Genomic DNA, 16498 nt, shown 5'->3' on the forward strand with positions numbered 1-16498 from the left:
GCTGGGCGGTTCAGGTGACCAGTGACAGCCAAGGCGATGCTAGCCCGGAACAGGGGGCTGGGAAGTGATTGCTTAAAACATAGTAAAATGCCGCTCGCGGCTTTGTCGCCAGGAGTGTGCCGCCTGGCTCGTGAACCGATACTCGGTAATGATCAGGACGGGCGGCCCTCCTGTCTCGCATGACGCCCTTAGATGCCCTTCGCCCGCGGCTCTGGCCGAGAGTCGCGCCACGTGTCGTAGAGCTCCGGCACCGCAGGACCTTTGGCTACCATGATCTCCCGGTGCCCTTTTGCCCTGAGCTGGGCAACGTAGAGGTCGACGTCGGCCACGGTCTTCATCGTGGCGGTAGTCGCACCAATCTGGCCGATTGAGATCACCACGAACATCGTACAGCCTTGCGCCGTCCCGCCGGAGCGCGCAACGGCATGCACGGCGGGCACTCAGAAGGAACTTGGAAGCGCTACTACGAACCCTGCGGGTCGATGACGATCGAATGACTAGGCCCGCCACGGTGGATCTCATCCCGGCGCTGAAGCACGGCGGCGTAATGGGACGGGCCAGGCAGCCCGGTGCCTGTGGATTACGTAGCGGCCTGTACGATATAGAGCCGACCGACAATCGCCGCTCCCGACCTATTAAGAGCGAACTATCAGTCCCGACGGAAGAAGTAATCGGCCCCACCGGTCGCTAGTTCAAGCGCTTGCCCCCGAAAGGGGTGCCGAGCGCATAAAGGGACATGATCTCATCAACATGCTCTTCATTTGAAACGATCTTCGGGTTCTGAATCCAGAACCGCTCCAGTGGCGTGCGTCCACCCGCGATCGAGGCCAACCGATCGTAAAAGCTCGTCTGCGACCCGGCGGCGAAGACGAAAGACTTGTTAGATCCAATTTCCTGCGCACCTCCCCGATCGGACGTGAGCAGCGGGATCCCACGGCAGACCATCTCAATCGCAACCTGTGGAAGGTTGTCTTCCCAAAGGACGGGCACTATCCCAAGATTAACGCCCTCCAGCACGCTATCGAGCGTATGGTGAGTGTAGCCGTCGTAGAGCGTGAAGCTCTTAAAGGACGGCGCGATCGCCCTCATCTGCGCCAGCGCTTTGTCATCCGTAACGCGTGCAGCGATCGTGATTGCCATGGCGCTTGCCAACTCACGCGGCATGTGTTGGAGACATGCAAGAAAGAAGTAGAATCCCTTGTCACGCCGCATATATCCGAGGTAAGCAAGATGGAGACCGTCTTCTGTAGCCATCCTCCGGCTAAGGTCGGTGAAGCGGTCCTTGTGAGCGGTCCCGATATAGGAAACTGAAATCTTGTTCGCTGGGACGCCTCTTTCGATTAATACGTCGCGGGTCCGGCGTGAGACCGCAACGATCCGATCGAACACAGTTGTGCAGAGATGAATGTTCCGCGCCCGATAACGTGCGAAGGGAAGCGCGTCGACCGGCCGAACGGCTAAGATCATCTCGGCCGGCGCCGGCTCCGTCGTTGAGTGCAACCGAGCCAGTAGCGCCCGTGTACGACGTGCTGCTCGTAGTGGTGCCCGCAGCCCTTGCCTAATCAGGGAAGCCAGAATTGGCCGTTTCTGAACGCCGATACACGCTAAAATCTTTTCCATGCGACGAATGTTGAGTTCCAACCGCGGTCGACCGGCGCCTTGGACGCATTGGCTGCAGGCGCGCCCGTCTTCATAGTCGACACAGTGGCGCGTCTCAGAAAACCAGAGATTAACCTGCGGACATACCACGTGATAGTTGTGGGCAGACAAGAGCAACTGAGCCCGTGGGAATGTCTCTCGTAGTGCCGCGAAGAATCCTGCTGTCAGTCCCTCAATGTTTTGAAAGTGGAATACGTCGATATCTCCGTAACGCTCTCTGATCTGACTCGGAACGGGGTCGAGAGTCGGAGAACTGAGATACGTTTCAAGGTCATGGAAACTCGAATGGGCCGGCGCAAAAACCGGAGAATTCACTATCACGGCACGTTGGGTCCCACGTTTGAACGAGCGAAGTCTTGGAGTGCGATTGAAGAAGTCGTATTGCTCGCCGGAACTCAGGAAGATCAGCTCGTGCCCGGCCCGCGAGAGGCCATCCAGCAGGTTGCGCGAGTAGACCGTAACGCCTCCGCCGATCGTCTTCGCTCCATCTGGCTGCTCGAAATTGTACAGTAAAATCCGCATCAAAACTCACGTGCTAGGGAATGGAAGACAAAGGTTCAGTCCTGCGGTCCATGCTAGTGGTGGAGTCCGCGATCGGATCGAAAGGAGTGAAGTCTCCACGGAAGCCCCGTACCGTAAGTCGGATCCAGCGCAACAAGCCCCGCCAATCTCCGCGCTTCTTCAAGAGAAAGTAAGCGGGATACCGCACCAAATCAGAGCAAAACTGAAGAACAAGCCGGTGCTCTCTGACTATATAGCCACGGTTTCGAAAGAAATAGAACTGCTTCAAGTCACCCTTTGGTAACACGGCGTTCAAATATCCGCCGAGTATCGGTTCAGTCTCCGACGAGCCTGAAGGATGGCGGAACCCGACGTTTGTTAGGGTGAGAATCTGGCCGCCTCCGCGGCGCACACGGTTCAAGAAATCGACTTCATCCCCCCGAATGAAAAGCCGGAAATCTGGAACGCCGAACCGGCGGCATGCATCTGCGCTGAGCAGAGCACCGTTGAACAGATGCGCAAAGCCGTGAATCTCGGGCATCGCCCGGACCAATCTGCGGCAGCGCAGCCGCTTGAAACCGAGATAATAAGGGAATGAAAGCTTGCTGCTGTCGTTGATGTCAACGATCAGTGGAGAGACGATGTCGGCTGATGTCTTCTCTGCGCGGGCCACGAGTTCGGCTAAACATCGATTGTCCTCAGGAAGGCCGTCGTCGTCCATGACCCAGACGCTGGAGGCGCCCTGAGCTAGTGCCGCCAGGATCCCGTATGCAAACCCACCGGCACCTCCGAGGTTGCCGACGTTGCTGAGGTGCTGAACCATGGGGTGGGCGCGGAGCACCTCCGCCGTTGCGGCGTCTCGACCGTTCTCCACGACTATTAGGCAATCCGGCCGACGCTCCTGCTCTCCAATTGCGACGAGTAGACGCGCTAGCTCTGCCGGTCTGGTCATCGTGATGATGACCAACGCCACGGTTCCCATCCCAGGATTCCTTGCCGCGATACGCTAGCTTTCGCGCGCGAGCCGCTGCTGGACGCAGTCGGTCGGCTCGGTCCTCTTAGGGGAGATCATCTAGCTGTGTACTGAAGAGATGTAAACGCTTTTGCCTAGGGAATGCGGCGACTCTTCCCAATTGTTCGAAAGCAGCCATTCAGGGGCAGTCCGATTAGTCCACGCAGGCTACCGGTTGTTTGAAGTCGTACGTTTGCTCTGATCTTCTGGACCTGTCCTGGCTGTCGCGACGCCACGGAAACGCCCGACCTGGCCTCGTGAGTCCCGTCCCCGGCATGCAGATTATCCACGTCAAGAGCGGCGAAGGTTGCTGATGTCCCTAGTGCGGGGAGCTTTCAAGCCCGTGGGCCGAGCAGCTGGCGATAAGCCGCCTCAGCCGGGCCATAGGAGCCGAACGTTCTTGCGATCAGGCTGTCGCGGTCCAGGATGATAACCGCGCGGTGTACGGAGCGGATTGAGCGGTCGCCTTCTAGCTCGTGCAGGGCGAGCGTCACTCCGGGCCTCTGCACGCCGAGCGCATCCGAGAGGACCGCGTGGGTGACCCGGATGGTATCGTCGTCCACTCTGTCGTGGGCCATAAGGAGCCAGCGGGCCAACCGTTGCGCGATCGTGAGATGCGCGTTGGCAAAGGCCGTATGGGTGATCTGCGCCACCCCTGCCTGCAGGTAGCGCAGCATGACGGCGCCGAGCGATGGGTGCGTGCTGATCAGCTCCTTGAAACGCTCGACGGAGACCTGGTATGCATGAACATCCTCGCGCACGACGGCGCGGTAGGGGGCGATCTCCGAGCCCAGGGCGGCCGGAAGGCCAAGCATCCCCTCACGCCCGACAAGACCGACTTCCATCGTTCGTGTGCCGATTTCGATGAGGATTGACGCGAAGCCCCGGCGCAGAAAGTAGACCCGCTTGACTGGATCGCCCGGAAGCTGGAGCGCAAAGCCGCGCGGCAGTTTTCTCTCCTCCAAAAAAGGCATTAGAGCCTTCAGGTCCGGTTCTGGAATAGATTCCAGCAAGCTACTTGTCTGATTGCGCAATGTGTACCTTTGAGCAGAGCGGTGTTCGACGTCGAACGTTTTGAATGGTTCTATTTAGCCAGCGATTATCAGCTGCGGGCTCTCCCGCCGTGAAGTGCGCAGATCGCTTGGCCAGCCCCCATGTGGTGGTCCGGGTTGAACTTTAGTGCATTGTCGGCCTGGGCGCGACGGTTGGGGGTAGGCGGCGGAGCTGGTCGCGGTTGCGCAGCCGCCCAAGGACGACCTCGGGAGCCGGCGGCACATAGCCGAGCGACGAGTAGGGTCGGACGGTGTTGTGGTGTTTTCGCCAGCTCTCGATGACGCTCAGACGCTTCTCGAGCCGGTCCTCCAGAGCCCGGTGCGTTATCGCAATTCAGAGAGACGGCTGAGAGATCGTTGGCCAATGGGGCGTCGACCACAGGAATGTCGCGGTGCGCATTGAGATCATCGTCAAAAGTCGAAGGCGCCGGTCTGACCGCCGACAGCGAGGGCCCGGATAGTCCTCCGATCCTCGTCAGGCGGACCGGCGCGTGTTAGCCCGCTTTCCGCACTGCCCTCTCGGGCGTGACATACCCGAGCCGTGTGGATGCGCTATGTAGTTACCTTAGATGTAAGCGAACAGGTCGCGTCGTGCCTCGTCCCAGATCGCGCGTCGTGGCTGGCGCAGGAGTCCGGCCTTAACTCATCCCAACCTCAAACTGCTCCGCCCTCGAGGTCAGGAAATACCGTCGTGATAGGCGCCGACGACTGCCTCCACCGATCCGGATAGGACAATTCGACCCGACTCGAGCAACACCGCTCGGTTGCAGAACTGGGCTAGAATGTCGTTGTTGTGGGAGGCGAACACGAGAATGCTCGCCCGCTCGACGAACTGCGTGATGCGCTGCTGTGCCCGTTCCGCGAAGGCGGCATCGCCCGCCCCAACCATCTCGTCCATGATTAAAATGTCAGGGCGGCTTGCGGTGGAAGCCGCGAAACCGAGCCGGACTTGCATCCCGGCCGAGTACGTACGGGCAGGCATGTCGAGGAAGGCCCCTAGTTCGGTAAACTCCTCGATCTCCGCGAGCTTGCCACGCGCCTCCGCGAACGTCATGCCTAGAAAGATGCACCGGGCGACGATGTTGTCGCGACCGGTCGCGTCCATGTCCATACCCATGTTGACGTCGGTCAGCGACGACACGCGGCCTTCGATCACGACCCTGCCGGCTGGCGGCTCGTAGATCCCGCCCAGCACCTTGAGTAGCGTCGACTTACCAGCGCCGTTGCGCCCGACAAGTGCTAGCCGGTCACCGTCGGCGAGGTCGAGCGAGACGTCCTGCAGCGCGTGGACATCGATGCGGCCGCTCGTCCGCGATAGCTGTCCGCCTACTGTTCTAAGGACTGAGTTCTTCAGAGACCGCGAGCTGCCCTCGTAGATAGGATAACTGAGCGATACATTCTGCAAGCTGATCGATGCCATACTACCTCAAAGATAATACGCAACGCGCGCTCTGAACCGTGCGAAGAACACGATCGCGACGCCGCCTCCGAACAGATTGAGAGCGACGGCCAGATACCAGGCGGCTGGGGTCGGCGGAAGCCCGAGCAGCGGCTCCCGAAGAATGAGCACGAAAGCCGCGAAGGGGTTCCAATCCTGCAGTGCCTGCATGCGGCCCCGGAGTGCGTTTTCGGTCCAGAGGATTGGCGATACGAAGAAGGCAATCTGCGTGAATGCGGCGACGATCGGCGGAAGGTCTCGGAAACGCGCCGAGAGCGTGCCGACCACCATCGCGATCCACAATCCGGCAAGAAGGGTTAGGACCAGCGCGGGTATGAACAGCAGGCTATTCCACGCGAGTGGCGTCCCGAAGACAACCCAGACGACCGGCACAAGCACTAGGTTGTGAGCGAATGCGATCAAGTTTCGCAGGAGCATCCGAAATATGAAAACGGATCGCGGCAGTGCGGCGCTACGGATATACCCTTCCGAGTCGATGAAAACGGCCGCGCTCTCATTGAGGAGCCCTGCAATAAGCGCCCAGACGATCAGACCGACGGCAATCAACGGCAGATAAGTTTGGATCGGGATCTGAAATATATCCGAGTATACAAATCCGAGAGCCAGAATTGTGACCGCCATCGACAAGGTCAACCAAAACTGCCCAAGCTTCGAGCGCCGATAACGCACCCGGACGTCATTGAGTGCCAGCATCCCCCAAATGCGCCAGTGGCGGACCCCGTCGGCGAGGTCGCGAAACACTAAAGAGACGGGTGACGAGTCGGCCGTTTGGACCGGACGCACCCCCTGGCCCACACCCGATGAGCCAACTGCGGTGACGTCTTCTGATCTCATGTGGCATCCCTAATCGGCCTATTGCAGCCTTTCACCACCATCCTCGCACTTAGAATGTCCGGAAGCGAACTTGCCACCCACTCGGGTGAGAACGGACTTGGCCTTGGCGGCACCGGCGCAGGGAGCTCACGATGGCGTATCCCGCCAGAAGGGGCGCCGTTTAAGCTACACGCTCTGATCTGTCGAGCGTCCAAAGGGGAGACGCGCTCGACGGCTTTAGTCACCGGAGCAGGGCCGCACCAAACAAGCTGGCTACTCTGCCGGAAGGCACGACGGAGCTGCATCTTACGCCCGAAGACGAAAGCCAGCAGCCGATTCACGCGGCTCCGCAAGAGGCCGAGCATCCGCAGACCGGCCCAGATGGGCGCCGCAATGAACGGTCCGATCGGCCTGGAGCTGACGCATTGGGCGACGCTGCCGGCCGAGCCGACGTCGGCCATGACGATCAGCCTAATGCGCTATCGACCGCCGCGATGAGGAACCACGCCACGGCGATCGCTCCAACGATGACGGCAGCCATGTACACTTCGTCATCAATTTGCATCATCCGGACGTCTCAATTGCTCTGACAGGCCCGGCAACCCGCTTGACTGACATCGGGTTCGCCCGGGCGTTCTCTACGGTTAACGTCTGGTAACGGGGTTACTCAGACCTGCCGGCTGCCGCCAGTTCTCCCGGTCGGCGTCGGGCTCGCACTCGTCCCCGACATCCTGCTCGCGATCATCAAGGCCCTCGCTGGCCCGGAAGCCCGGGCCGTTCTGCCACCCGAGCGAGGGCTCGTCCTCGTCGCCGGCCGGCTCCGCATCGCTATCGGGCTCAAGGTCCGTGTCACCGTCCAGCATGTCGAGAAGCGCGATCAGCCGCTCAACATGCGCCTCGATCGCCTCCCGTTTCAGGAGTTCGGGCGGAACGCCCTGGATGACGAGGGCGCCCATATCAGGCCGCCTCGCCGATCGCGAGGAGATCGCGCATGAGGCCTTCCATGGCGGTCGGCACTCCATCGGCATGCCATGTATCGACCGGCCCCGTCGTGGCGAGGACGTATCGGGCCTTGGCGGTCAAGCCCGCGATCGTCGTTGCGGCGGCGCTCCGGATGGCGGCCGACTTTTCTCGCTGCGCATCACTGAGGCGATCGGCTTCGGCCTCTAGGGCCGCGGCGCCGCAAGCTACCGCGGCGGCTTCGATGTCGGCTTCCCATTGATCGAACGCGGCGACGATCTCGTCCGAGCGATCATGAGCGGCGTCGTCCCGGACCTCATATTGAATGGCCTCGTCGCCCTTGAACGTCACCATGTTGTTGGTGAACCGCTCGGTCTGCAGGCGCCGGATGCTCGACCAATCCCCGTACCAGTAGCGCCCGTCTTCCTCACGCATCAGCCCGACGAACCCCCAGAATAGAGAGCCATCGGAATTGCGCCGGAACAGGGCCTCGGGCGGCGGCGGCGTCGGGTTCTGCTCCCGCAATAGCCTCGCGCGCTGGCATAAAGCGTTGACCTGCCCATGCAGCCGGATCGTCTCCTCGCAATTCGCGATCAGGGCCGCGTCGGCGTTCGTGGCGGCCGAGACGATTGTAGGGACAGTCGAAACCGAGGCTGCAGCGATACCGGCCAGGAGGCCGCGACGGGATGGGTTCGGCATGGTTCAGGCCCTCCCGGCCACGAGGGACCGGACGGCAGCGATTAGGCCGGCGAGAAACTTGTCCTCGTCCATCCCGTCATGGGTCCGATCCTCAGTAAGGACGGCCAGCGCCAGCAGCCCGGATGGTGTCGTCGGCGGCACGGCGAGCAGCGCGTCTCGGACCTCTGCCCAACGTTCAAAGGCCTCGTCCCTCGCTTGTTCGGTTTCAGCCTCCCTGATGACCTCCGGCGCAGAGGCGATCTGCGCGGCATCCTCGTCCAGTTCGCGATGCAGTCGGGCGCGGCGGGCCTCGACCTTCGCGGGATCGGCACCGGGCGCCTTGCGATCGCTGTCGCAGTCCCGGTCGATCGCGTCGTGATCGCGCAGATAGACGGGCTCGGCCACCTGTTCGCCAAGTGGGATCGGCTCATACTCGCGGCCCCGCACCATGGGCGTGAAATATCCGACCAGGACGCGAGGCCCCCGACGCCACTCGCTCTCCCAAAGGGCGCTCTCGGCTCGACTGAAAGTCGAGATAGCGTCGCCCCAAAGGTCGAAGGCTCGACCCTCGGCTTCGATAAGGGCGAAGACAGGATCGGGCTCAGCCGCGGATGCAGACGCCAAGTTGGCGCTTGGACCGACCGCGGCCACGGCGGCCGTGCTGGACAGGAAGGCCCGGCGGGAATGCCGGCGTGCGGGATCGTTCGTGGACATGGCGATGTCTCCGTTGCGTTAGAGCGTGCGGGGGAATGGGCGCCCGGCTAGGACACCCGGAGATTCAGGAGAGCGAGGTCCCGAACGTCTGCGCGCTGTCGATCAGGTTGCGGAGCGTGCGCTTATCGCGATCGCCTTCCAGGTCCGGTTCGCGAAGGCCATAGTCGGTCTCGCTTTCGACCCACCACGCTTCGAGCATGGCCACGAGACCCGCGGGGGTGGCTGGCGGAGTGCCGTAAAGCGCGTCCGATGCATCGCGCCATTCGTCATCCGCCACACAGACAAAGCGCCTTGCCTCGTCGCATGCGACGTCGGAAACGTCCGGGTTCGTTATGGCTCTGTCTTCGGCTGCAATGGCCTCGCTATATGCGGCGTAGGACGTCCGCGCCTTCTCGATAGCCGCGAAAATCGGATCGGGTTGCGGAGGAGCGGCAGGAGCAACCTGTCCGCCAAGGGCGACACTCCCGGCGGCGGTGCCGGCCAGCGCCGCAGTGAGAAGGGTTCGCCTGGACTGCAGGCGTGCGAGAGCATTCGACGACATGGTGCTGTCTCCGTGAGGGTGATCGGTGAGGAGGGGAGGCCGCTCAGCAGCGCGGGTACGCTACGCGGTGAAGGTCAGCCCGTCAGGCGGGCGGAGATCCGCCGACATCGCCCTGAGCCGTTCGATGCTGCGGAAGTCGATCTCGGCGCCGTTAAGGGCCGGGGCGACGGTTCCGAGAAGGCCTGCCGGGGCGCGCTCGCGGATGCGGCCGTCGAGACGCCATGCCTTTTCGAGGAGCGCCGCCAGCTCGGCGATCATCCCGGAGGCTTCGGCCGGGGCGAGAGGGCGGGGGCAGAGGCAGGACATGGACCTCACCAGCCGTGAGAGTGGAAGCGGGAGCCGCTGATGAAGACGCGGGCCCGATCCAGGCTCGGCGCGAGGCGAGACCGAGGCGTTTGCGCAGGAGTAGTCGGGCGGCTCAGGGCGGCGGCAGTGCGGGCCTGGTCAGTGCGTTCCTGCTTGGCCCGGCCCCATGCAGTCCTCAGACCAATCGCCATTCGACGGCGCCAGGACAGCCCGGAGCGAAGCGCGAGCTGCCGGGCGAGCCTGACGGCCTCGCGCATGATCGCCGAGCGGACGAAGCGGCCGGCGACCACGAGAGCGGCCGGGCGGTTCTCGGCACGGACCGTGTGAGCGAGGAGGGTGAAAGAGCGGAGGGACATGGCTCAGGCCTCCCCAGTGAGGGAGGCGAGCTGCGCCTTGAGGCCGGCAATGAAGGCGACCTGGTCTGCGTTGAGGGTCCGGCCAGCGGCCATCCGCTCAAGGCGAGCGATGCGGCTCCGGAGACCGGGGATTTCGATGGCGAGGAGGGTGAAGGAGTGGAGGGAAGACATTTGCGCTACCGAAGTTGCCGCTGCCGTGCTTATATGCGCAGGCAATTAGTGTCAACACGATATCGGCAATATCGTCAGCGTGGGTGCAGTTTTCGGGAGCGAGTGAATGTTGACGAGGGCACAATGCAGGGCGGCCAGGGCCGGGCTCGAATGGCGACGCGAGGATTTGGCGACGCGGGCGGGCCTGGCCGAAAGGACGATTACTGATTTTGAGCGTGGCGCGCGCGAGCCTCACACCAACAACAAGATTGCGATCCGGCGGGCATTCGAGGCCGCGGGCGTCGTGTTCACGGCTGAGGGGTGCCTATGCTTACCGGGAGAACCGCCGGAGCTGCCGCCGATCATCGCCGAGTAAAAGGATGGAGGAGCACCGGCGAGCGCAGCGTCACCGTACCCTGAAAGGCGCGCACATCGTCTTTAACGGTGGCGCGTCAACGATCGACTGCATGGTCAGAGACCTCTCGGAAACCGGGGCGCGCCTGAAAATCGCGTCGCCGGTCGGCATCCCGGATCAGTTCATGCTCAGCCTCGATTCTGGAGAGCCCCACCAGTGTCGCGTCGTATGGCGGCGGGCGAAGGAGATCGGCGTCACCTTCGTGCTCTCATCGGGAAACCCGCCGACGATCGCCGAGTGAGGGCGGCGTCGGATGCTCGGGAGAGGGTTGTGCGAGGCGAGGAACGACAGAGCCGCGAGCGCGGCGAGGTCTGCCAAGAAGGGCAACCGCATCGACAGGCCCCGGTGCACTGAGGCATGATCGCCCGGCATGGACCGGATCGAGAACCATCCCACCGAGAGCCGCCTCGTCGCCGTCCGCGCGTTAGAGGGCATGCTCTTGGCCCTCGTCGTTGGCTCCATCGGATACGCCGCCGTCGACTATTGGAACACCGACTCGCTGTTCAGCCTGTGGCTCGCCGTGATACTGGCGCTCCTCGCGTTCCATCCGCTGATTCGGCGAACCTTCCGTGGGCACCCCGCCACGGACTTACTCTTTGCCGCAGTGCTGGCGCTCGTCGTGTTCACGACCGTCTATCTATTCCGAGAGTTCAAGCGCACGGAATCAGCCTCATCATTTCTGATTGTGCTCCTGCTCGCAGTTACGATTTTCTGGCCGCAATTCCGATTTCGCATCCTGTACGGCCATTGGAAACCGGATTAGTTCGCCCCGACCAGACCGAGGAGCGGACCGAGCGGCCCCGCGATCGGCGGCAGCTTGGGAGGAGTGGGACGAGGCCGCACCGGCGCGGCAGCGGCAGGGGCGCCCGCCGCGGCCTCTGCAGCCCTCGCCAGGGCCTGCCGGTCCGCAATCCTGGACGCGACAGCCCCGGCACCTTTCGCGACGCCGTAGGCCGCCGCAGCGCCGGCCGGGCCGCCGCTCACAAGCCCGACCGCGGACAGGAGCATGTTGAGCTTGCCTTCGTGCTTCCGAAGCGCCTCGAGCGACCGGGCCAGCATCGGAGCCGTATCGCTGTTCGGTGAGGCCGAGCCGCCCGCGATCCGGGCAGGCGTGAGGGTCCGCATCGTGTTTCCGAACGCTTTCATGGTCGCCCGCTCCTCGGCCGAAAACATCACGGTTGCGAGGCCGCGCCCGTCCTTCTCGAGGAAGTTGGAGATCCGGTTCGCGATGGCCTGAGGCCCAAAGTCAGCCGTCGCGCCTTCCGGCTTCGCCACTAGGTGCTGCCATCCGGCTTGCCGAACCGCAGCCCACGTATCGCTCTCCGCCCCGACGACATCCCGAACGCCCTTCGCAAACTGGATCGAGGCCGTGTTCCCGGTCAGCGTAGACTTCCCGAACAGGTTCTCGATGACGGCTTTCGGTTCGAAGTCATCCTTGCCGAGCGTCTTCACCCAATCCGGAACGGCCTCTCGCGCCGCAGCCGCCGAGCGCAATCCGGACTGAATCGAGCGGAGACCCGCGACCTGAGCATCGCCCAGCAGCTTGTACGTAAGCCCGCGCCCCTCGCCGGAGAGGGCCTTCTGAATGTTGTCGGAGATTTTCCCATGATCGAGGCCGTCGCCCACGATGCGGCCGAGATAGCCCCGCTGGGTTTGCTCCCATAGCTCGGCCGGCAAAACCTCTTTGAGGCGATCCGCGAGCCGCATGGCCCGACCCGTGTTGCCGGTCAGGCTGGTGCCGTAGAGCAGACTGGCGACCTCTTGCGGCTGAGCATTCCGGTCCACGATCTGCTGCATGGCCCGACCAACGTCGTCGCCAGCGCCTTGAGGCCGATACGTGCGCTGATAGCCGGCGAACTGCGATCGGGCGGTCCGGTACAAGTCGAGCGCCCGATCGCTGCCGGAGAAGAGCTTGCTGGCGAGCGCGTCCTCCACATGATCGTCGTAGTGCCGAATGACCTGATCCATGGCCGCCCGATCGGTCGCGTTCTGGCCCGTGGAGCCCCGTAGAGCCACGAGACGCTTTCGCGCCTGATCCACCTCCGCCATGGACGTGCCGGCCGGTGGCGCCCTTCCCAGGTCCGCCATGGCGCGAGACGCGGCCGGCGTCAGGGCGGGGTCGATTGGGATAGGTCGGTCGCTGTTCGCGATACGGGCTTCAATAGACGGGCCGATCCGATCGAAGCTGCCGGGCTCGAACGCGCCGGGCTCTCGGGCCGCCTCATCATAGCTGCCCTTGAACTGAGCGCGATCCGCCGCAGCTCGACCGCGTACCCCCGCCGCCACGTCGGTCGCGGCATTGATCGGATCGGCAGGAGCAAGCGCCTGGCTCGCGCGGGCCGCTGCCGCTTCCTCACCGCCTGCCACGGTTTCCGCGAGGCGCTGCGAATTGCGGGCGAACTCTCCCACGCGGGCGCCGGCATCGAACGGGCGCTCGACCAGGTCGGCTCCGCCCGCGATCTGCCGGCCGATGTCGCCCTTAGCGGCCCCGACCTGCCGTTCTTGTTCCTGAAAGAACGAGCGCATGGCCTGGCCGGGGGGCGTGTCGCCCCCGCCCCGAGCCATCATGTTCTCGCTGGCCTGTTGCGCGTAATCGCCGGTCGCCTGGCCCTTCGTCAGGTTGATCCCGAACTGGCCGGCCTCGGCTTCGCGAGCGACGGCGGGCGAGACACCCTTCGGGAACACGTCGGGCACCGCAGCAGCCGGGGCGGAGGCTGGGGCTGCATCCGGCGCAAGCCAATCGCGAGCAGCACGGCTAACTCGAGGAGCAGCAACCTCTATCGCGCCATGCGTAAGCCCGCCGGCAATCACTCCGAAGCCAGCGTGCTTAATCGCCTTCGCGATCGTGTCGGGCTCCGCAACGCGATCAAGCCCGCTCTCCGCGAGGCTGGCGATGCCTGAATAGCCGCCGACCGTCGCTGCCGTGTTGCCAGCCCGTTGTGCAAGCGTGGCGCCGCCGAGCACGTTGGCGACGGGAAGCCCCAGACTGCCGACCACACCCGCGGCGACGCCCAAATCCCGCGCACCAGGCGATTGCCGGCCGAGGGCCGAGAGATGATCGCCCGCGAGGTCAAAGTTTTGCCGAAACGTACGACCGTTGCCGAGTGCCGTGGCAATGCCCGCGCCGATGTTCCGAGGCAGCCCCATCCCGACCATTTCGGCCGCGTTCAGGAGCGTGGCGGAGGCACGGTTCGTGATGCTGTCCGGCCCGACCAGCATCTCGTCCGCTTTGCGGGTTAGACCGTACCCGAGCGCCGCATCCGGCCCCGTCTCAGTCTGGATGCCGTTGTAGCCCGAGAACCGCTCCTGAGTGGCCCGGGCGCCGGTTGCCTCGTCGAAACCCAGCCCGGCCGGCGCCGACGAGGTCGCCGGAGCAGACGGGGCCGGCGAGGTGCCGCTGCCGATCGTCTGCGTCAAAGCCCTGTGCGCCGTGGCAGCGTCGGTCGCGTTGACCTCGAAGACCCGGCCATCAGGTGTGGTGAGTTCGAATGTCGGCATCACCGCACCTGTCGGATCGTCGTGCCGTCAGGCATCGTCGTGAGGGGCGCGCCCGTGGCCGTGGTCGGCGGCAGGCGCTCGTCTTTGTGCAGGCCGTACTTAGCGTCGAGCGCGAGCGCGCTATTGAGCTGGGTCCGGAGTCGAGCAAAAGCCTTCTTGGAGGTGCTGGGATCGCTGGATTGCAGCGACGGAAGGTCAGCACCAGCCAAGGTTCGTTCGAAGTTGGAGACCGCGCCCTGGCCTTTGAGATCGACGGCAGCTTCTGGACGGTCGCGATCGCGTTGTCGAAGTCCTGCCGCGCAATTTCGTTTGTTCGCGCGCTACCGAGCCACCCCGGCGACATTGCATCGAAGCTTCTTGCCACCCTGCTGGACGAAAGTGGTCCCGTTCCGCCACCCTTCGCGGCTTTGTCAAAGGCGGCCTCTGCATCATTGAGGGCGGCCATGATCCGGCCTGCGGACCGTGCGCCCTGTGTCGCGCCCTCGGCCTCCCTCGTATAGGCCTGCTCGCGCGACGTGGCCCGCGTGTCCGCGCCCTTTCGTGCGGCCTCGGTATCAATGCCGGACCTCACCAAGCCCGGTGCATCCTGAGCGGCCTCGCCCAGGCGCACGACCTCCGGACGGTTGTCCGTCATACCGGCGCGCACAGCCTGCTGCTGACGGTTGGGGTCCCCGGGATAAGCGTATTCCGCAACCTTGACCGTCTCCGGCCGCTTGTCGAGCTGCTGGCGGATGATTGCCTTGCCTTCCGGCGAACCGATCGGGATCCCGATGGAGGTCAACGCCTTCTCGGTCTCGCTCGGATCGAGGTATTTCAGTGCGCGGTTCAGCCGGAACTCGGCATCCTTCGCGATAGCCTCGCCCATCGGGCCGGGCATCATCCGACCGCCCATGGCAGCACGACGTGCCTCCCTGATTTCGTCCTGAGCCCATACCCGCATCGTCGTCGTGCCGGGCGCCACGTTCGGCGGCGGCCGGGACGGCTTGATGTCGAGGCTCGGCACGGCCAGCGGGATCTTCGCGTTCGACGCGACCTGTCCGATGGGGAGGCCATTCGCATCCGTCCTGGCCGTGGCTCCGGACGCCAGCGTGGTCTCGTCTTGTAGAGCGGGAACGGGAACGCCGAGCGCAGCCGGACGAGCCGGCGGAAACGGAGCCGGCGCAGGCGCCGCGGGGTTTCCACCGTAATCGGCCGGGACGTCGCGATACAGGTCCTTAGGGGCGCCAGGAGGCGGCCGGAAGGACGAGGCGTCAGGGCTGGCGACAATGGCCGGCGTATCCGGGACCGCGATGCCGCCCAGCCCGCCGAGGGAACCCATGCGGCGCGGCACGGGAGGCGCGGCGGCAGGCGGCGCGAAGCCAGGCGCGGCAGGGGCTGCAGGCGTCCCGTCGTCGTTCGGCATCGGGTTTGCCGTACGGGCTCCTGCCAGATACGGCGCCGCCATGGCAGCCTGCTTTGAGCTATTCGCCTGTGACATGAACAGAGCCGCAGCCGTGTCGTTGTAGGCAATTTTGGCCGCAACATCCTGAGGGACGCCCGACTGTGTCAACGCGAGAGCCAGAGCACCACGCTTGTTCTCCTGATCGCCTCGAGCATTCGCCGCAGCGATGCCGGCCGGGAAGCCCGAGAGAGGCGCATGGCTAGGGGACGTGAGGAGAGAATGCCCCAACGCTGCGAACAAATTTCCGGGGTCAAATCCGCCAAGGCCACCCAGGCCACCGATGTTCGCCATATCTGAATCCTTCAGGCGGAGCCGGCGCAGTTGCCGACCTCGCCGGCTTCCGCGAGGGACGCTTCGAGTTGCGCGTGTGAGGACTGGATGTTTTCGAAGAGCCGAGCCACGTCGTCGGGCGTTCCGGGAATCCGGCATCGGACGACATCCGCCAGAGCGCCGAGATCGGCCTGCTCCTTCTCGGCCGAGGAGGCGATGCGGTCTGTCAGCTCGCCAAGGCGGCGGTCGATCGTCGTCGTTTGGACCGGAGCGCGAGGCGGCTCCGTCATGACGAGCGTGGACAGGTCCCGGCCCAGCGCTACCATGGCATTGAATGAGGCTCGCCCGTCGGTCATGGCGGCCTCGGCTATTTCAAGGGCGTCGCCAAGCGTGGAGGTGTCCCCAGGCGCATACCGAAGGCGGGCGCGCGCGTCGGTCAGGAATTCGGTCGCGAGGTCGAGGAATTCGAGGGCGCCGGCCCGCTTCGCCGTAATCGCCTCAGCAAGAGCGTCGATGGATTCGGCGCTAGCCATGGTGGCAATCCCCAGGCTGCCGACGCTTCGGCAATGCTGCGGCGAGACGTGCCTCTATCGCGCCGCGCACAATCTGTGCCGCTGGGACACGTTCCTGTTCGGCAACGCGCTGAAGCGCCGCCCGAAGCCCGCGCGGGACA

Annotated in this window: 19 protein-coding genes and 1 pseudogene; 3 read left to right on the forward strand and 17 right to left on the reverse strand. The window is 64.0% G+C overall.

All coding sequences use genetic code 11. The features are described 5' to 3' along the window. Positions 1-188 precede the first annotated feature (188 nt). The 14 genes and pseudogenes from ACFE87_RS03960 to ACFE87_RS04025 all read right to left on the reverse strand — a co-directional run bounded on the left by ACFE87_RS03960 (position 189) and on the right by ACFE87_RS04025 (position 10222). On the reverse strand, positions 189-386 hold the full coding sequence (locus tag ACFE87_RS03960; protein WP_375458314.1) for a hypothetical protein: 198 nt from the start codon (positions 384-386) through the stop codon (positions 189-191). A 301-nt stretch (positions 387-687) separates the two neighbouring features. Beyond that, positions 688-2181: a hypothetical protein gene (locus ACFE87_RS03965; protein WP_375458315.1), complete on the reverse strand. Its 1494-nt coding sequence runs from the start codon at positions 2179-2181 to the stop codon at positions 688-690. A gap of 13 nt (positions 2182-2194) precedes the next feature. After that, the gene (locus ACFE87_RS03970; protein WP_375458316.1) at positions 2195-3127 is read right to left on the reverse strand and encodes a glycosyltransferase; all 933 of its coding nucleotides are present in this window, start codon (positions 3125-3127) and stop codon (positions 2195-2197) included. A gap of 380 nt (positions 3128-3507) precedes the next feature. Continuing rightward, a complete protein-coding gene (locus tag ACFE87_RS03975) occupies positions 3508-4146 on the reverse strand; it encodes a Crp/Fnr family transcriptional regulator (RefSeq protein ID WP_375458317.1) in 639 nt (212 codons plus the stop codon). A 276-nt stretch (positions 4147-4422) separates the two neighbouring features. Beyond that, a pseudogene (locus ACFE87_RS03980) lies at positions 4423-4507 on the reverse strand (integrase core domain-containing protein); the annotation flags it as partial. 393 nt (positions 4508-4900) lie between these two features. Next, positions 4901-5644, reverse strand: coding sequence for an ABC transporter ATP-binding protein (locus ACFE87_RS03985; protein ID WP_375458318.1), 744 nt, complete (start codon positions 5642-5644; stop codon positions 4901-4903). 6 nt (positions 5645-5650) lie between these two features. Then, positions 5651-6517 (reverse strand): ABC transporter permease, encoded by an 867-nt coding sequence (locus tag ACFE87_RS03990; protein WP_375458319.1) that lies wholly within the window; start codon positions 6515-6517, stop codon positions 5651-5653. A 623-nt stretch (positions 6518-7140) separates the two neighbouring features. Continuing rightward, positions 7141-7452 (reverse strand): hypothetical protein, encoded by a 312-nt coding sequence (locus ACFE87_RS03995; RefSeq protein WP_375458320.1) that lies wholly within the window; start codon positions 7450-7452, stop codon positions 7141-7143. Position 7453: 1 nt separating this feature from the next. Next, positions 7454-8155: a hypothetical protein gene (locus ACFE87_RS04000; protein ID WP_375458321.1), complete on the reverse strand. Its 702-nt coding sequence runs from the start codon at positions 8153-8155 to the stop codon at positions 7454-7456. A 3-nt stretch (positions 8156-8158) separates the two neighbouring features. Then, positions 8159-8848 (reverse strand): hypothetical protein, encoded by a 690-nt coding sequence (locus ACFE87_RS04005; protein ID WP_375458322.1) that lies wholly within the window; start codon positions 8846-8848, stop codon positions 8159-8161. 64 nt (positions 8849-8912) lie between these two features. Further along, positions 8913-9389, reverse strand: a complete 477-nt coding sequence (locus ACFE87_RS04010; protein WP_375458323.1) for a hypothetical protein — start codon at positions 9387-9389, stop codon at positions 8913-8915. Between the two features lie 60 nt (positions 9390-9449). Beyond that, entirely contained in the window at positions 9450-9695 is a 246-nt protein-coding gene (locus ACFE87_RS04015; RefSeq protein ID WP_375458324.1) for a hypothetical protein, read from the reverse strand. A 5-nt stretch (positions 9696-9700) separates the two neighbouring features. Then, the gene (locus ACFE87_RS04020; protein ID WP_375458325.1) at positions 9701-10051 is read right to left on the reverse strand and encodes a hypothetical protein; all 351 of its coding nucleotides are present in this window, start codon (positions 10049-10051) and stop codon (positions 9701-9703) included. Positions 10052-10054: 3 nt separating this feature from the next. After that, complete coding sequence (locus tag ACFE87_RS04025; RefSeq protein ID WP_375458326.1) at positions 10055-10222, reverse strand: hypothetical protein; 168 nt, start codon at positions 10220-10222, stop codon at positions 10055-10057. Between the two features lie 106 nt (positions 10223-10328). Here ACFE87_RS04025 and ACFE87_RS04030 point away from each other — a divergent pair, with 106 nt between their 5' ends. The 3 genes from ACFE87_RS04030 (at position 10329) to ACFE87_RS04040 (ending at position 11379) form a co-directional block, all read left to right on the forward strand. Beyond that, the gene (locus tag ACFE87_RS04030) at positions 10329-10577 is read left to right on the forward strand and encodes a helix-turn-helix domain-containing protein (RefSeq protein ID WP_375458327.1); all 249 of its coding nucleotides are present in this window, start codon (positions 10329-10331) and stop codon (positions 10575-10577) included. Between the two features lie 4 nt (positions 10578-10581). Next, positions 10582-10857, forward strand: coding sequence for a PilZ domain-containing protein (locus tag ACFE87_RS04035; protein WP_375458328.1), 276 nt, complete (start codon positions 10582-10584; stop codon positions 10855-10857). A 129-nt stretch (positions 10858-10986) separates the two neighbouring features. Next, on the forward strand, positions 10987-11379 hold the full coding sequence (locus tag ACFE87_RS04040) for a hypothetical protein (RefSeq protein ID WP_375458329.1): 393 nt from the start codon (positions 10987-10989) through the stop codon (positions 11377-11379). Here the strand turns inward: ACFE87_RS04040 and ACFE87_RS04045 are convergent. From ACFE87_RS04045 to ACFE87_RS04055, 3 genes are read right to left on the reverse strand one after another with little or no spacing between them, the layout of a single operon-like run. Continuing rightward, positions 11376-14114 (reverse strand): hypothetical protein, encoded by a 2739-nt coding sequence (locus ACFE87_RS04045; RefSeq protein ID WP_375458330.1) that lies wholly within the window; start codon positions 14112-14114, stop codon positions 11376-11378. The two genes, ACFE87_RS04040 and ACFE87_RS04045, sit on opposite strands and share 4 nt — an antisense overlap. Beyond that, positions 14086-15846, reverse strand: coding sequence for a hypothetical protein (locus ACFE87_RS04050; protein ID WP_375458331.1), 1761 nt, complete (start codon positions 15844-15846; stop codon positions 14086-14088). The genes ACFE87_RS04045 and ACFE87_RS04050 overlap by 29 nt, the downstream gene beginning before the upstream one ends. 11 nt (positions 15847-15857) lie before the next feature. Then, the gene (locus ACFE87_RS04055; RefSeq protein WP_375458332.1) at positions 15858-16358 is read right to left on the reverse strand and encodes a hypothetical protein; all 501 of its coding nucleotides are present in this window, start codon (positions 16356-16358) and stop codon (positions 15858-15860) included. Positions 16359-16498 lie beyond the last annotated feature (140 nt).

This window comes from uncultured Enterovirga sp. (genome assembly GCF_964242715.1).
Taxonomy (GTDB): Bacteria; Pseudomonadota; Alphaproteobacteria; order Rhizobiales; family Beijerinckiaceae; genus Enterovirga.

Bases quoted from the DNA above. Each gene is read 5' to 3' on its own strand.
- ACFE87_RS03960 (WP_375458314.1), bottom strand. From the start codon at position 386: ATGTTCGTGGTGATCTCAATCGGCCAGATTGGTGCGACTACCGCCACG.
- ACFE87_RS03965 (WP_375458315.1), bottom strand. From the start codon at position 2,181: ATGCGGATTTTACTGTACAATTTCGAGCAGCCAGATGGAGCGAAGACG.
- ACFE87_RS03975 (WP_375458317.1), bottom strand. From the start codon at position 4,146: ATGCCTTTTTTGGAGGAGAGAAAACTGCCGCGCGGCTTTGCGCTCCAG.
- ACFE87_RS03985 (WP_375458318.1), bottom strand. From the start codon at position 5,644: ATGGCATCGATCAGCTTGCAGAATGTATCGCTCAGTTATCCTATCTAC.
- ACFE87_RS03990 (WP_375458319.1), bottom strand. From the start codon at position 6,517: ATGAGATCAGAAGACGTCACCGCAGTTGGCTCATCGGGTGTGGGCCAG.
- ACFE87_RS03995 (WP_375458320.1), bottom strand. From the start codon at position 7,452: ATGGGCGCCCTCGTCATCCAGGGCGTTCCGCCCGAACTCCTGAAACGG.
- ACFE87_RS04000 (WP_375458321.1), bottom strand. From the start codon at position 8,155: ATGCCGAACCCATCCCGTCGCGGCCTCCTGGCCGGTATCGCTGCAGCC.
- ACFE87_RS04005 (WP_375458322.1), bottom strand. From the start codon at position 8,848: ATGTCCACGAACGATCCCGCACGCCGGCATTCCCGCCGGGCCTTCCTG.
- ACFE87_RS04010 (WP_375458323.1), bottom strand. From the start codon at position 9,389: ATGTCGTCGAATGCTCTCGCACGCCTGCAGTCCAGGCGAACCCTTCTC.
- ACFE87_RS04015 (WP_375458324.1), bottom strand. From the start codon at position 9,695: ATGTCCTGCCTCTGCCCCCGCCCTCTCGCCCCGGCCGAAGCCTCCGGG.
- ACFE87_RS04020 (WP_375458325.1), bottom strand. From the start codon at position 10,051: ATGTCCCTCCGCTCTTTCACCCTCCTCGCTCACACGGTCCGTGCCGAG.
- ACFE87_RS04025 (WP_375458326.1), bottom strand. From the start codon at position 10,222: ATGTCTTCCCTCCACTCCTTCACCCTCCTCGCCATCGAAATCCCCGGT.
- ACFE87_RS04030 (WP_375458327.1), top strand. From the start codon at position 10,329: ATGTTGACGAGGGCACAATGCAGGGCGGCCAGGGCCGGGCTCGAATGG.
- ACFE87_RS04035 (WP_375458328.1), top strand. From the start codon at position 10,582: ATGGAGGAGCACCGGCGAGCGCAGCGTCACCGTACCCTGAAAGGCGCG.
- ACFE87_RS04040 (WP_375458329.1), top strand. From the start codon at position 10,987: ATGGACCGGATCGAGAACCATCCCACCGAGAGCCGCCTCGTCGCCGTC.
- ACFE87_RS04045 (WP_375458330.1), bottom strand. From the start codon at position 14,114: ATGCCGACATTCGAACTCACCACACCTGATGGCCGGGTCTTCGAGGTC.
- ACFE87_RS04050 (WP_375458331.1), bottom strand. From the start codon at position 15,846: ATGGCGAACATCGGTGGCCTGGGTGGCCTTGGCGGATTTGACCCCGGA.
- ACFE87_RS04055 (WP_375458332.1), bottom strand. From the start codon at position 16,358: ATGGCTAGCGCCGAATCCATCGACGCTCTTGCTGAGGCGATTACGGCG.